The sequence below is a fragment of the Laceyella tengchongensis genome, from assembly GCF_900182735.1.
In the GTDB taxonomy this organism is placed as follows: domain Bacteria; phylum Bacillota; class Bacilli; order Thermoactinomycetales; family Thermoactinomycetaceae; genus Laceyella; species Laceyella tengchongensis.
Window position 1 is genome coordinate 295,348 of record NZ_FXTU01000001.1, and the last position, 14,483, is coordinate 309,830.

At 46.6% G+C, this 14,483-nt stretch carries 12 protein-coding genes; 6 read left to right on the forward strand and 6 right to left on the reverse strand.

The genetic code is table 11. The annotated features are described in order from the left end of the window. The first annotated feature begins 266 nt into the window (after positions 1-266). Entirely contained in the window at positions 267-629 is a 363-nt protein-coding gene (locus QQZ12_RS01435) for a DUF3888 domain-containing protein (RefSeq protein WP_102991682.1), read from the forward strand. A 322-nt stretch (positions 630-951) separates the two neighbouring features. Here QQZ12_RS01435 and QQZ12_RS01440 read toward each other — a convergent pair whose 3' ends face one another. Further along, complete coding sequence (locus QQZ12_RS01440; RefSeq protein ID WP_102991683.1) at positions 952-1,848, reverse strand: DMT family transporter; 897 nt, start codon at positions 1,846-1,848, stop codon at positions 952-954. 317 nt (positions 1,849-2,165) lie between these two features. Further along, the gene (locus QQZ12_RS01445) at positions 2,166-2,729 is read right to left on the reverse strand and encodes a TVP38/TMEM64 family protein (RefSeq protein ID WP_284723857.1); all 564 of its coding nucleotides are present in this window, start codon (positions 2,727-2,729) and stop codon (positions 2,166-2,168) included. A gap of 253 nt (positions 2,730-2,982) precedes the next feature. Here QQZ12_RS01445 and QQZ12_RS01450 point away from each other — a divergent pair, with 253 nt between their 5' ends. The 4 genes from QQZ12_RS01450 (at position 2,983) to QQZ12_RS01465 (ending at position 8,883) form a co-directional block, all read left to right on the forward strand. Further along, the gene (locus tag QQZ12_RS01450) at positions 2,983-3,183 is read left to right on the forward strand and encodes a cation transporter (RefSeq protein WP_102993767.1); all 201 of its coding nucleotides are present in this window, start codon (positions 2,983-2,985) and stop codon (positions 3,181-3,183) included. A gap of 181 nt (positions 3,184-3,364) precedes the next feature. Then, positions 3,365-4,828: an erythromycin esterase family protein gene (locus QQZ12_RS01455; protein WP_102991685.1), complete on the forward strand. Its 1,464-nt coding sequence runs from the start codon at positions 3,365-3,367 to the stop codon at positions 4,826-4,828. A 300-nt stretch (positions 4,829-5,128) separates the two neighbouring features. Then, positions 5,129-6,091 (forward strand): trypsin-like serine peptidase, encoded by a 963-nt coding sequence (locus tag QQZ12_RS01460; RefSeq protein WP_284723858.1) that lies wholly within the window; start codon positions 5,129-5,131, stop codon positions 6,089-6,091. Positions 6,092-6,690: 599 nt separating this feature from the next. Further along, positions 6,691-8,883, forward strand: coding sequence for a DNA topoisomerase III (locus QQZ12_RS01465; protein ID WP_284723859.1), 2,193 nt, complete (start codon positions 6,691-6,693; stop codon positions 8,881-8,883). Positions 8,884-9,040: 157 nt separating this feature from the next. On the opposite strand, the gene QQZ12_RS01470 is transcribed toward QQZ12_RS01465, so the two are convergent. Further along, positions 9,041-9,193, reverse strand: a complete 153-nt coding sequence (locus QQZ12_RS01470) for a hypothetical protein (protein ID WP_284723860.1) — start codon at positions 9,191-9,193, stop codon at positions 9,041-9,043. A 521-nt stretch (positions 9,194-9,714) separates the two neighbouring features. Between QQZ12_RS01470 and QQZ12_RS01475 the strand changes: the two genes are divergently transcribed. Beyond that, positions 9,715-10,584 (forward strand): YitT family protein, encoded by an 870-nt coding sequence (locus QQZ12_RS01475; protein ID WP_102993769.1) that lies wholly within the window; start codon positions 9,715-9,717, stop codon positions 10,582-10,584. A 96-nt stretch (positions 10,585-10,680) separates the two neighbouring features. Here QQZ12_RS01475 and QQZ12_RS01480 read toward each other — a convergent pair whose 3' ends face one another. Genes QQZ12_RS01480 through QQZ12_RS01490 form a run of 3 tightly spaced genes read right to left on the reverse strand, consistent with a single transcriptional unit; the run spans position 10,681 to position 14,389 of the window. Then, the gene (locus QQZ12_RS01480) at positions 10,681-11,775 is read right to left on the reverse strand and encodes a Ger(x)C family spore germination protein (RefSeq protein ID WP_102991688.1); all 1,095 of its coding nucleotides are present in this window, start codon (positions 11,773-11,775) and stop codon (positions 10,681-10,683) included. Beyond that, positions 11,772-12,863, reverse strand: a complete 1,092-nt coding sequence (locus QQZ12_RS01485; RefSeq protein ID WP_189318975.1) for a GerAB/ArcD/ProY family transporter — start codon at positions 12,861-12,863, stop codon at positions 11,772-11,774. Before QQZ12_RS01485 ends, QQZ12_RS01480 begins: the two co-directional genes overlap by 4 nt. 26 nt (positions 12,864-12,889) lie before the next feature. Next, entirely contained in the window at positions 12,890-14,389 is a 1,500-nt protein-coding gene (locus QQZ12_RS01490) for a spore germination protein (RefSeq protein ID WP_102991690.1), read from the reverse strand. Positions 14,390-14,483 lie beyond the last annotated feature (94 nt).

Genomic DNA, 14,483 nt, shown 5'->3' on the forward strand with positions numbered 1-14,483 from the left:
TGTTGGATATAATCATGTGTTTATCGGTGAATATCAGCGATATACAGTTGATTAAAGCGATAATAAATATAATTGTTCAATATTAATAAAAGTGTATATCCTTAAATTGTAGTTGCAACGCATGCTTTTCAGTTGCCTATCTGGGGTACCGCCAGCATTTTATAAAAAGCGTACGCTAAGGAACTCAAAATACCCCTAGTTCATTGGAATGAACCTCTTTATGGCTGGAAACAATATTCCTGACAAAATTGTGAAGAGGTTATTAAATGAAACAAAAAAGATTGATTTTAGGTACAATTGTCTGCCTTTGTTTTTTATCTTTAGGTACACCTAGCTTTGCTTCTCCTAGGAACCCTTCAATAGAAGCGTTGAAAGAGACTTTGTTAGTTACCTTTTATCCTTCAATTAGTAATGCGATTGCCGGATATTACGGGGATTTATTTCATCAGTTTAGAACAGATGATGCTAAAATACTCTCTATTCGAGAAACGAATCAAGGACGTATCGTGGTTGTACAGGTTCGAACCTTTGTGGGATCGCACAATCCACCCTATGGTTTGGAGACAATTACGCTAAGGGTAAATTCTTTTGGCATATATGTAGAAAAGTTCCAACATAAAAACGTGTAAAAAAGTATCCCCTTAGCAGTTTGCTAAGGGTGTTAAGAATTTACTCACTTAATATCGTAGTCCTGGTGTTTAACCCGGAAATAGCAACAAAAATCTTATCCTTATCTTTAAGAAGTGTAGTGATAACCTTCTCCCCAACCTACTCCTGGTTTAAGGCTATGTTGCTGAATAGCTTTTTTAACAAGCTCCTGAGAATTAAATTTGTTGAAGTCTGATGACATCTTCCAGTCTAACAGTCTCTTTTACCTCCGTGACATCAGTAATCAACCAGGGGTAAAGTAGATGACATAAAATGTAAAAAAAACATAAATTCGCAAACAAATTATAGGACCTTTCCTTGTCTATTAATTAGGAATAGACCGACAATAATAAACGCCATTCCTAAGCAAGCCACTAACGACAGTTGATTTTTAAAAATTATGTAATCCATTAGTGCAGTGACAGGTGGGACGCCATACAACAAACTAGTGACGTTTGTCAGATTCCCTTTTCGGATCATAAAATACAATATCATTGAAGCTCCTACCGAAATAACAAAAGCCATCCAAAACAAACTAAGGAGGAAAGTGGAATTCCATTGAACGTGCCATCCTCCAAAAAACGGAAGAAGCATGAGGATCACCAAGAGGCCTCCAGAATATTGAATGGCCATGTTGATTGGCTGACTAATCTGGATTTTCTTTTGCATAAACGTACCAATCGTTATACAGACCAAACATAATATTGCACTTATTAAGCTGTATAGTGTAAAGTTTGGTTTTGTGATATTATCGGCAACGACTAGGATTAGTCCACTTAACCCTAAGAAAAGCCCAAACCACTGATAGTATCTAGTTTTGGTTTCTCCAAAAAAAGTCGTAATAATCGGTTGTGCACCTAAGATGATGGCTAAGATTCCAGGCGACATGTGTTGATCTAGTGCGGAGAAATAAAAAATTTGGTATCCAGCTTGCAATAGAAGACCCGTAAGTACAATGTACCCCCACTCTTTCACTGTTTTCGGGTAAGTGTTTCGGATTGTCAGACAAATCCCCCAGAGTAATACTGTTGACAATAGAAAACGAAGAAATACGAACGTAAAAGGATTGGCATACTCTAAACCCAGTTTGACAAAGATTGCTCCACTGCTCCATGTTAAGATAAAACTTACGGGAACAATCCATTTCCAATTGCTTAACTCTTGTGAGGGCTTAGGTTGCAATTGAATATTCTTTTTCACTTTTATTCACCTCATTAAAAATGGGCTCAGTCCTAAGACAAAGTCCATTTTAATTTATGTAGTTAGTTCTTTCCAGTTGTTAATAGAAAATCGCTCGCCCAGCTATTACCTTTAATGTAATACGAAACATAATATCAATTATGTTTTCTTAATAATGAAATTAGTTAACAAAGCCTTTAAATGGATTTTGTGTTGTTTCATAATACGAAGTGACCGGGGCATGGGTATCAGGAGAGACTGTGGATCAAGGGGCGGGCATCGGCCTGTCCATCGTCTCGCTGATGTTGCGAGTAGATGGAGCGGAGCCCGCATTTCTTTCACTGTCCGTCGTTGGCTTTGGCGCGCTTTTTTAACACCAAGTATCCCACTGCGACGGCAATCAGTGTGAGTGTGACTTGCACCACATTTTGCTCGATGTGGATGAGACCGTGACTAAACCACACTTCTAAAGCCATTGAGGGGAGCTTGCCGATGGCGGTGGACAAGAAAAACACCGACAAGGGAACAGTGGTCAACGCGCCGACGAGGTTGACGGCCCCAGCGGGAATGAACGGGGTGAGCCGGGCCAGGATTAGCGCGAGCCATTGTCTTAGGGGTGATAGATTATTTAAGGTCTGCATCCATCGCCAATGCGTATGCTGCTCCACCTTTGCTAGTTGAATTCCTTTGCGGTAAAGGAGAAAAGCGGCGACCGAGCCGATCACTTCCCCCAGCCAGGATATTAACCCGCCAAGCCAAGGCCCCCAAATCAGCACATTGACGGTGGTGAGAAACACCGAAGGGATAAAACCGAGGACATGAATGATGCCATTGAGCAATAAGCTGGCGGGAATCGCCCAATATCCAAGCTCGGAGAATAGGTACGCCAATGAGTTTTCCATAAAACCCTCCAATACATGACTTCTATCTTACGTGCCTTTTGATTTGTTATAACATAAAACCGTTCCAACGTCGCCTTTCGTCGGCAATTGCCTAAAAACATTCTTTACATACTATGGTGGGGTATAGTACCATGGGTGAAAAGGAGCTGATGTGTCACTCGGATGCGATCTACTATATATGCGGCAGAGTGAGCGATGAGAGGTTGAGCTCCTATTGAAAATAATGAAGAAAAGAGGCGGATTCCGCATGCGCATGATCAAAGAAACCTTGCGGGTGGAAGGCATGTCTTGTAACCATTGCGCCAATGCTGTCACCGGGGCGCTTAAGGACTTGGCAGCGGAAGCGACGGTTGATTTAAAAGCCGGCACGGTTACTGTGGCATACGATGAGAGTCGGGCCAATATCGAACAAATCAAAGCGGCAATTGAAGAGCAAGGGTATGATGTGATTTAACCGCTTGACATCTGTAAAATGAAATAGTCAGGCCGTGGGTATTCACGAATAGAAATGCCCACGGCCTGCTCGTTTTGTATCGCCTTGTAGCAATTCTGCGCAAGTTCACTATTTGTTCAACTATTGTTTATTTAATGTTAAGGAAATTCGGGTAATAAAGGATACGGAAAGGGGTGCTTTCATGAACAACAAGAGAAAAAGATTTGCTCTTGCCATGGCAGCTTGCTTGTCTGTAACAACGATCTTGTCAAGTAACGTCAGTTTTGCCGCAACGACTGCTTCGACAGAAGATCCTGCATGGACAACTTGGTTGCAAAAGCGTTCTCATGCTGTGGAAAAGCTGGCTCCCAGCCAAGGGGACACCTTTCGCGATTTACGCTTTTTGAAAAAGGTCCTGAAAGGCAAACGAGTCGTCATGTTGGGGGAAAGCTCACATGGTGCCGCTGAGTTCAACTCCGCTAAAGCGAGATTGATCCAGTATTTGCATGAAGAGCTGGATTATGATGTCATCGCTTTTGAATCGGGTCTGGTTGAAACGGCAGCCGCCGATTTGCATGCAGGACAAGCGACTCCGCTATATACAATGCAGAACGCCATTTATGGCATATGGCACACAAAAGAAACGCTCCCGCTCTTCGAATATTTGAAAAAGGAGAAATACAGCAAAGATCCGCTCACGCTTGCTGGGTTTGACATGCAACCTCAAGGCAACTATCAAGAATTTTTGAAGAAATGGTTCGAGTCTGTCGATCCGGCCATGGCGGAAAAAGCGTATCAAACGGAAAGTCGTTTTCTGCTAACCTATGCCACTGAAACCGATGTGGAGCGGTTCCGCGCTGAAAAAGGGTCATTGATCAATGATTATAAGGAGCTGCTGAAGTTTGTTCGGGACAACAAGCGAGCATTGTCCAGCCGTTACCCGAAACATCCCAAGTTGATCGCAATTACTGAATATGCTCTGCAAGACCGCATTCACACCATCGATCACATTTTGGAGAAATATATCCTGTTCAGCAAGTATATGCAAGAGGAGAAATACGAAGAAGCTCAAAAAGCGTTGGATGAAGCCTCCGTGTTGCGGGATCAAGCGATGGCGAAGCACCTCACTTGGTTGGCCGAAAAACTGTATCCTAATAAAAAGATCATTGTGTGGGCGCATAATATTCATATTCGAAAAGCTAACACCAAGACCGTTAACCCATACAGAGCTTCCGTACCCACCATGGGTCAGCTGTTGCCACACCGCCTGAAAAACAAATCGTATGTGGTGGGTCTGTACATGAATCGTGGGGTTTCCGCGCTTAACAACAGGGAGCCTGCGCCGGTGCGCTATCCTCATCCGGAAGGCAATTTGGAGTCCATTCTGGAGAAAGCCGGACACACCAATTTGTTTGTGGATTTGTTGCGTCAAGGCAACAAACCAGGTACCAAATGGATGTACACGGAACGCCAAGCCCTAGACTGGGGGATGTGGGATGAGAAGTTGGTACCACGCGAACAGTATGACGGAATTTTATTTATTGATGAGACGCACATGCCTTCATATATTGACAACCAAACCAAATCTCTCAAATCCGCGCCCTCCGTTCGTTCCGCATCCGGGGTAGAGCCTTGGGTTCACGGATCGATCTGGGGACACAGATAAATATCGGTGCTCAACCAGCGGCCCAATTCCAAAGCAAGGGATTGGGCCGCTGGTTGTAGTTGGGGGAGCATAAACCAGTCAACAAAAAAAGGTGGATCAAGCTAAATATTCAATGTTTTTATCCATATATTTCATTATAAAATACCAAAAGTACAAAGGAGATGTTTGTTTTTTAGCTTAATTTATTATTATAACAGTTAATTCATTTAGAATTTATAGAATATATCTTGACAATAATAGTTATATGATTAATAATATTTTTGGATGTTGAGTCTAACATTTTAGAAAGGTGTGAATATATTGACCAAAAAGAAGCGCATAGGGCTGTCGATTGTTTCTCTGTCCCTTTCGGCTGTTCTCGCTTTGCCGCTTGCAGTGGGCACACCAACCGCAAGTGCGACATCGGGCAAGCTTTCACCACATACCCCTGTGTCCAGTGACGGCACCATTTTTGAAGCGGCGAAGACCTTTAGCGGCGTTGTGACCGAGGCCAATGGTTCCTATGTGAAAGGGTATGAAGGAACAGGCAAAAAGTCCCCAGTAAAGATCAAAGGTGGCAAAGTGGCGCCTGTCCGTTCCGCAGAGGATAACGAGGGCGACGTGAGCACCGAATCCGTGATCGGCACGGATGAGCGCACCCGGGTGACCAATACGACTACATATCCCTACCGAGCTATCGCTCATATTGAAAGCGATATCGGTGGTTGTACCGGTTGGATGATTGACGCTGACACTGTGGCGACGGCAGGTCACTGCATTTATGATCCTGGTTCCGGCAAATGGGCTTCTTGGGCTAGAGTATACCCCGGGCGCAATGGAAGCACTGCTCCGTATGGCTATGCCAATGCGGTCAATTTCTTCTCTGTCACGGGCTGGACGCAAAATGGCGACACCAACTATGATTATGGTGCGATCAAATTGGATAAGCCCATCGGCGACAGCACGGGATGGTTTGGTTTGCGCGTGGTATCCGGTTCGTTGAATGGGATGGCGCAAAACATCAGCGGTTATCCCGGTGACAAAACCTACGGCACCCAGTGGGAGGATGCCGACCAAGTTCGTGAAACTTACACATATAAAGTGCACTATGCCAATGATACCTACGGCGGACAAAGTGGCTCGCCGGTTTACAACTCCAGCAGTTGCGGCACTTGCAGCATCGCTATCCACACCAATGGCGTATATGGCGGCAACCCTTACAATCGGGGAACCCGTATTACTCAAGAGGTGTTTAATAATCTGAACACTTGGAAAAACAGATAATTCCATACAAAAATGATTTCCTTCCCTGATTGTCGCCAATCAGGGAAGGGCTTTTTTTATAGCCGTGTGCTACGGGCATTGTGTTAGAAGTAGGGAGCCCACGCGCTTCCAGCCACCGAAGCAATGGATTACATTGCGCCAGACAAACACCACTTGTTTCGACAGGTGGTGTTTGTCTGTTTGCTCGTCGATTTCCATTCCCGAGGTGATGTGCGCCTCCAAACGGAATCAATGGCAAAGGGATGCGTTTATATTTTCTATAAAAATAAGTTTAATCAGAAGTATGTTATTATTTAATACCCCACGCTAAATCGACGGAAAGCACAGGTGAAGGGATCATAAAGGGAGTAACAGAAAGGGATTGAATTTTTATAAATGCGTGAAAATCAACCGCCATCCGCAAAGGACAGAGGGAGCCGTCTTTGCCGCATGTGCTCCTAATGTTTGACTAATGTTCCTTTTACCTGTTTGGTGTTTGCTTTGGGAAAAGGGGAGATGGGGTTTGGTTTCCGTCTTTTCTTTGTTATACAATGTTGATTGTTGATGACTTCACAAGATGGTAGAAACAGCAGGCGCGGATGCATGAAAGGATGTTAAAGATGAGCAAAACAGTGGTGTTGGCTGAAAAGCCTTCCGTTGGTAAAGACATAGCGAAGGTGTTGCGCTGCCATAAACAAGGTAATGGGTATTTCGAGGGGGACCGGTATGTGGTGACCTGGGCCTTTGGCCATTTGGTTACCCACGCTGACCCGGAAGCGTACGGTGAGCAATATAAGAAATGGCGCTTGGAGGACTTGCCCTTGCTTCCTGACCGCTTGAAATTGGTGGTGATCAAGAAGACAGGTAGGCAATTCCAACAGGTGAAGCAATTGATGTCCAGACCAGATGTGAAAGAGATCGTCATCGCCACCGACGCAGGGCGCGAAGGGGAATTGGTGGCGCGCTGGGTGATTGAGAAAGCGCATGTTAAAAAGCCGATTAAGCGCCTGTGGATCTCATCCGTGACGGATAAGGCGATCAAGGAAGGATTTCAGCGCCTTAGGGACGGCAAAGAGTACGAGAACCTATATCATTCAGCTGCGGCGCGGGCGGAGGCCGATTGGTTGGTGGGAATTAACGCAACGCGGGCCCTGACCTGCAAGCATAACGCCCAGCTGTCTTGCGGACGGGTGCAGACGCCTACGTTGGCGATGATCGCCCAACGCGAAGCGGAGATCAAGAACTTTAAGCCAAAAGCTTTCTACGGGATGGAAGCGGAGGCCGAAAATGGTCTCAAGTTGGTCTGGCAGGATGGCAAATCGAAGGATTGGCGCATCTTCTCGCAAGAAAAGCGCGATCGGTTGCTTTCCATGTTGGGCAACCGGGAAGCGGTTGTTACCGAAGTGCGGAAGACCAAAAAGAAGCGTTTTGCCCCATCGCTTTATGATCTGACCGAATTGCAAAGGGAAGCCAACCAGCGGTTTGGCTATTCCGCAAAGGAAACGCTGTCCACACTGCAATCGCTGTACGAATATCATAAAGTGGTCACGTATCCCCGTACTGATTCTAGGTATCTCTCTTCCGACATCGTGAGCACCTTGAAGGATCGTATCGAGGCTTGCCGGGTCGGGCCGTATGTCCAGCTGGCCCAGCAGGCCCGCCTCCATCTGAAACCGGGTAAACATGTTGTGGATGATAGCAAAGTATCGGATCACCACGCGATCATTCCCACGGAAGAACCGGTGTTTCTGGACAAGTTGAGCGTTAAGGAGCGGAAGATCTATGACCTTGTCGTCAAACGGTTTTTGGCGGTGATGTACCCACCGTTTGAATATGAGCAAACCACGGTGCGGGCGGACATTGGCGGCGAGACGTTTGTCGCCAAAGGGAAAGTGATCTTGGCGCAGGGTTGGAAACAGGTTTATGGCGATTTGGTGGAAGAGGAAGAAGAAAAGGAAGGCATCAAAGAGCAAATATTGCCGAAGCTGACTGAAGGACAACGACTCGCCATCCGCGCGATCAACCCGACCCAAGGGGAAACCAAGCCGCCGGAACTGTTTACGGAGGGCAGTCTGCTCGCGGCAATGGAGAATCCAGCCAAGTTCATGGGCAATGAGCGGAAAGATTTGATTAAAACATTGGGAGAAACCGGTGGGTTGGGCACAGTGGCTACCCGTGCCGACATCATTGAAAAATTGTTTGACAGCTTCCTGATCGAAAAAAACGGCAAGCATATCCGTATCACTTCCAAAGGAAAGCAGCTCCTCGATTTGGTGCCGGAAGAACTGAAGTCGCCGGCATTGACGGCCAAATGGGAGCAAAAGCTGAGTGCAATTGCCAAAGGGAAGCTGAACAAAGCCGCTTTTGTCTCGGAGATGAGGGGTTATGCCAAGGCCGTGGTCAACGAGATCAAAGAAAGCGAGAAAACGTTTCGGCATGATAATCTGTCGACCAAAAAATGCCCAGACTGCGGCAAACGGTTGTTGGAAGTGAAGGGCAAAAAAGGGCAGATGCTGGTTTGCCAGGATCGGGAATGCGGGTACCGCAAGAGCGTCTCTATCGTCACCAATGCTCGGTGCCCTGAATGCAAGAAGAAGCTGGAACTGCGCGGAGAAGGGGAGGGCCGGATCTTCGTCTGCACCTGCGGCCACCGCGAGAAGTACGCAGCATTCCAACAACGCAAGGAGAAAGAGAAAAAAGGCAAGGTGTCGCGACGGGAGATTGCCAACTATATCAAACAGCAAAATAAGCAACAAGAAGAAGGGCATCCTGCTTTGAAAGAAGCGTTGTCCAAGTTGTTTAACCAAGATTGACGCCGCTTGGCGCAAGAGATGCCGTTAACCAGTTAAAAACCGCCCGCCTCCACATCAGATGATAGAAGGCGGGCGGTTTCATGTCTGATTGCATTGTCTATCCATCGAAACCGAGTGTTTCCTAGATAACTTTGTGGCTTAATCAGGCATAATGGCGCTAGCTGAATTTTTTAAGAATTTGCCGCAAGGCGAACAATGACAGCAAGAAGGCAGTAGAAGACAATGTGAGCGAGGCACGGGCAAAGAGTCGTTGCACCGCGCGGCTACAACCAAGGGAGTTCACCCGTAAGATGCGTGTGAATGTTTTCATATTTCACTCTCCTGCTTGCGGAATAAAGCAATACATCGGACTATAGGCATTTTTATTTATATAAAACATTATATCATCCGTAATTAAGAGAATCATAGCAGTGAAGGAGGGTGAATTGGTGACAATGCTGGGACAACTGTGGATAGTGGAGGTTAAAAAATTTCTTTATTAATAAGGTACCTTCTCCAGAGCGAAAATCCGTGTAATCAAAGACTTTTTTGTAGGTCTGTGGCACGGTCGGACAAGGGATCGCGAACCATGTTGGACAGGGTGTAGCCAGCGTCAAGTGCAAATTTGTGTTAAACTAAAACAAAAGAAAGTAATATGTTAAGTGTTTTTGGATACGAAAGGTGTGCTGACGGTACCCCTTCGGGGATTCCCATGCGGCCTGCATCCGATGGATGTACTGTCGACATGTGATGGCAAAATATGGGTGGTGCCGTCCGCCCCAAACCTAACCAAACCACTAGTCAAAGGAGGAATGGCATTTGATTGCTGTTGCTGAAAAAAGAAATGAAGGAATCAAAGAAGAAGATCGCAAGAAGTTGGCATGGCTCAAAAGCTTGAAGCGGATCACCTTCATTTTGCTGGGTGCGATTCTTGTAGCCGTGGCACTGGAGATTTTTTTGGTCCCCAATGATGTAATTGACGGAGGGATTGTGGGCGTTTCCATCATTGTTTCCCACCTTTCCGGTTTAAACTTAGGGGTCTTATTATTTGTACTCAACCTTCCCTTCTTCTTTATCGGATATAAACAAATCGGGAAAACCTTCGCCCTGTCCACTCTGCTGGGCGTTATTGTCATGTCTGTTGGTACCAACTTGCTCCACTCGGTACCGGGTTTAACAGATGATCCTTTGTTGGCGGCGGTATTCGGAGGAATCATTTTGGGGATTGGCGTCGGCTTGGTTATCCGCAACGGTGGTTCCTTGGATGGAACGGAGATTTTGGCCATTCTGTTTAACAAAAAATTGCCGCTTTCCGTGGGTCAAACAGTGATGATTTTCAACCTGTTCATCCTTGGTAGTGCAGGGTTTGTGTTTGGTTGGGATCGGGCCATGTATTCCTTGATGGCTTATTTTATCGCTTTTAAAATGATCGATGTAGTGATCGAGGGCTTTGATGAAACGAAATCCGTATGGATCATCAGTGACAAACCGGAAGAGCTGGGGAATTGCATATTGCAACGTCTGGGTCGGGGCGTTACTTACTTAAATGGTGAAGGTGCTTACACCGGTGACTCCAAAAAAGTGATTTTTTGCGTCGTGACCCGTTTGGAAGAAGCCAAACTGAAGTTGATTGTAGAAGATGTGGATCCCCAAGCCTTTCTGGCGATCGGCCATATTCATGATGTGCAAGGCGGAAGATTTAAAAAGAAAGATATTCACTAACACAACGAGCTCTTTTCCCTTCCCATCTGGGAACAGGTTCATAAGCATCGCCTGTTCAAGTGAAGACTTGAACAGGCGATTTGTCGTATTTTTGGGTTAATCCAATCCGTCGACCACCCCGATCTCAACGATGTTCACCCGGGGAACAATTCGCACTTTGACTCGCGGATACTGTTTTTGCCATGTTTTGAAGTCCCAATTTCGGGTGTGGCTACGCACGTGATCCCCGAGTCCCAGGGGATCGATCCCCAATTGTTGAAACTTGCGGATCAGCTGGTGTCCTTGTTGTGAAACCTGCTTTTTCAATGCATGTTCCGTCTGGCTCACATGTTGGGGTTTCAAGTGTTTCCCGGAAAACTCGCTGATTGAAGCTCTGATGTTTAAGTAGATGGTGATTTCGGGAGTGGTTTGCGTGTTGCGGATGGAGATCCTTCGGTTTGAGGTAATCACCCGCATCGCGACGAATTTATCCCCGATTTGCACTTTCATTCCGGGAAAGCGATTTTTACCGTAAAGGGTGTTGAAGGTGAACAGGTGACTACGGTCCAGTTGGAAGACCATGCGGTCTTTTTTAAATAAGGCCAACCCTGTCAGCGTGATTTCCCCATCAGTTAATTTCAATAACGGCAAGAAGGGGTCCTTGCCCTTGGTGTAATACGCAGACAAGAAATAATGCAGACTGTTGTTGGGGATCGAGCCGTTTTGGGTGTTGTGTTCAAGCAAGGACGCGATGTAATGGCCCGTGTCGCGCGTGCCGAACGATTGGTTCAGTATTTTTTTGGTGGCTCCATCCGTCACGGCCAAGCTGAGGCTAGTTCCGATGTTGGGATCGCGATGCAAGATGTCGATCATGTGGAGGATCCCGCGCTTGGCCATTTCCTTGTTGAACAGGGCGACTTCCAATTTTGCGTTGGCCAGGTTGGCGCTGCTTTGTCTGTTCAATGCGATCAAGGCTTCTTTGCCTAAGTTGGCGGTGATGGAAAGCGTTTTGTTTTCGATCGAGGCGTCGGATCTAAAGATGGGTGTTACTTCGGTGACTGTTGACGTTTGTTCATCGATATAATCGTAGCCGACGGCGGTGACCAATTGAATCTCATCCAATACGTTTTTTGTCACATTTCCAAAAATGATAATACAGATCGAGATGACAACCAATGTGATGGGTTTCATCCATTTGATCCACTGCTTCATGATCTCTTCCTCATTTTGTGTCGGATGTGGTAGATGATAAACAGAATGGGAATGTAAGCGTACAAAAGATAGATGCCGATCATGGAGACGAAGGAATTGAGATGGTCAATCTGCATCCGGTTGTTCAACAGGCAGGTGATGATGAAGCTCCCTGCAAGCAAAATGAGCAGGGCCCTGCGTTGAGTGATTTGGAAAATCCGTTTCACCCCGCGGCTGGCAGCCCAAAACGAGGTACAAATATTGGGTAGGATGATGATGGTCCACGCGGAAATGACGACATACTCAATCCGCTCGATCACCGGCAACTTAATCACTTTCCACATGGTCAGGGTGGGCCATATTTCAACTTGCAAATGATCTTCGGCGTAATAGGCGAAGGTGACGATGGCGATTCCCGCATAGATCAACGTAGTGAACAGATTGCCGTAATGCGTCCATTTTTGCGATTTCTCTGGTTCGATGAAATAAGGGTAATAGAGTAGCAACAACTCGAAGCCCAAAATGGTGAAAGTCATTTCTTCCACGGACTTAATCAAGTCTGTGACGGAGTGATCCATAATCGGTAGCAAATTCCGGAAATTGGCGAATTCCAAAGGGGCCAAAAAAGTGGGTATTAGAATGAGCGGAATGATGGCCCCAAAATAGCAAACTCCCGTAACGGTGCGAAATCCGTTGCTCACGATATAGTACACAGAGGTCAAAAACACCAGGGAGAACGGCCATGTTTTGAACAGGGGGAACACCCACACCTGAATTACTTCAATGAAAGTCCGTAACACCGTCGTCCCGGAGATAAACACTTGGAGGATAAACAGAAAGCTAAGCAGGTTGCCGGTCCATTTGCCAAAGACGGTTTGATGAATGGAGATCAAGTCGTTTTGTTCTTTGTTTAGCATTTGGTACATCATCCATAAAAGCAAATGGATGATGAGCCCCGACAGGATGACGGCGATCCATGCGTCATGACCGGAGGTTTTTGCGATATAGCGTTGGAATCCCAACACCCCCACGCCGAATTGCGTTTTGTATATCAAAAAAAACGCTAGGTAGGGTGAAACGCGATATTGTCGATTCACATGCGCTTGCATAGGATCAGCCTTCCTTTTTTGCGGAATCATTCATCTATGTCCCGCGGTTTCTGCCTCCATGGGGGTGTAAAGCGCTGTTTGTCCTGTGTCTGGAGACGATGAGATTGCGTACTGAAAGGTAACCGGATGAAAGAATCGCGCAAGTCTTTCAAGCGTAGAGGATAGATGGGCTCCAGATAGGGGCGCCCCAAAGAAGTCAGCCTCAGCAGATGACCCATCACAAAGATGAACGCAATCGCCACCCCTATCAATCCCCATAACTGGGCAAACAAAAGAAACGGAAATCGGAGCAGGCGAATGGCGTTGCCCATGCGATAAACCGGTGTGGTGAAGGATGCCAACGCTGCCAGCGCGACGAAGATTAACAGCACGTTGCTGGTGAGGCCCGCTTGGACGGAGGCGGTTCCGATGACGATCCCGCCGACGATACCAATGGTTTGGCCTACTTTCGTCGGCAAGCGGGCCCCTGCTTCACGCAGCAATTCGATCGTCAATTCCAATATCACCGCTTCCAATATCGGGGGAAACGGAACGATGCTTCGCGACGTCACTAAGGTGACCATTAAGTCAGTTGGAATCAGTGCGTAATGGTAAGTGACCACCGCTACATAAATGGGGGTGATCAGGATGGAAAACAAGACGGAAAACAAACGGACAATCCGGAAGAAGGACGCCATTTGCCAATTAATGAAGTAATCTTCAAATGCTGAGAAAAATTCGACCAGCGTGGTAGGAGCGATCAGGGCATGGGGGGAACCTTCCACCATGATGACGATGCTCCCTTCGGCCAAAACGGCGGCCACGCGTTCAGGCCGTTCAGTGTCCAACATCTGTGGAAAAATAGAGTTGCTGTTGTCCGTGATAAGTTGGGAAATGTAGGAGCTGTCAAGGATTTGGTAGAACTCGATCGCTTTGATCCGTTGCAATACCGTGTTGACATTTTCTTCATTGGCCACTCCGTCGATATATAAAACCGCCACTTTGGTTTTGGAATAAGTGCCGACGGTGAACTCTTGTAACTGCAACTCTTTGATGGGCAAGCGTTTGCGAACCATATTCAAATTGGTTGTCAATGACTCGACAAACGACTCCTTCGGTCCGACAACGGAAAATTCTTCTTGAGGTATGGAGACGGCCCGCGATTTGTCCAATGCAGCGCGCGCCAACACTCCTTCCAGAACCCGGTCACTAAGTCGAATCCATACGTACCCGCGCAACAACAAGTCTTTGATCTTTTCAGGATCATCGGTGATCTCTTTCTCCTCGATGGGAAGCACGGATTCGACTTCTTGCAAGGTCGGAAAAGATAGTTTGTTTAAGTAAGGCAAGATGTCCCGATGCAACACTTCCGTGTCCACCAACGAGGTGATGTGTGTAATCCAGTACGGATGGGTTGTATTCGCATGATGGGTATGGGTGAAATCACCGCGTTCCCAAAAAGGTTCAGCCCATGTGGATGGCGGTTCAGCCGTTTCCTGTTTGTTTTTTCTCGGTCTTCGGATGCCGGTCACCCCCTCGCGACGCATGATCATCCTTTATCGTTGCCCGGTTGGCGTTTTTTTATTTGTGGACGAGCATGTAAGCTAAAATGGCTACAACGCAACAAGCCCACTTTCGCCT

Coding starts and splice junctions, on each gene's coding strand:
- QQZ12_RS01450 (WP_102993767.1), top strand. CDS start 2,983: ATGATCAAAGAAACCTTGCGGGTGGAAGGCATGTCTTGTAACCATTGC.
- QQZ12_RS01465 (WP_284723859.1), top strand. CDS start 6,691: ATGAGCAAAACAGTGGTGTTGGCTGAAAAGCCTTCCGTTGGTAAAGAC.
- QQZ12_RS01455 (WP_102991685.1), top strand. CDS start 3,365: ATGAACAACAAGAGAAAAAGATTTGCTCTTGCCATGGCAGCTTGCTTG.
- QQZ12_RS01485 (WP_189318975.1), bottom strand. CDS start 12,863: ATGCAAGCGCATGTGAATCGACAATATCGCGTTTCACCCTACCTAGCG.
- QQZ12_RS01470 (WP_284723860.1), bottom strand. CDS start 9,193: ATGAAAACATTCACACGCATCTTACGGGTGAACTCCCTTGGTTGTAGC.
- QQZ12_RS01480 (WP_102991688.1), bottom strand. CDS start 11,775: ATGAAGCAGTGGATCAAATGGATGAAACCCATCACATTGGTTGTCATC.
- QQZ12_RS01490 (WP_102991690.1), bottom strand. CDS start 14,389: ATGCGTCGCGAGGGGGTGACCGGCATCCGAAGACCGAGAAAAAACAAA.
- QQZ12_RS01445 (WP_284723857.1), bottom strand. CDS start 2,729: ATGGAAAACTCATTGGCGTACCTATTCTCCGAGCTTGGATATTGGGCG.
- QQZ12_RS01435 (WP_102991682.1), top strand. CDS start 267: ATGAAACAAAAAAGATTGATTTTAGGTACAATTGTCTGCCTTTGTTTT.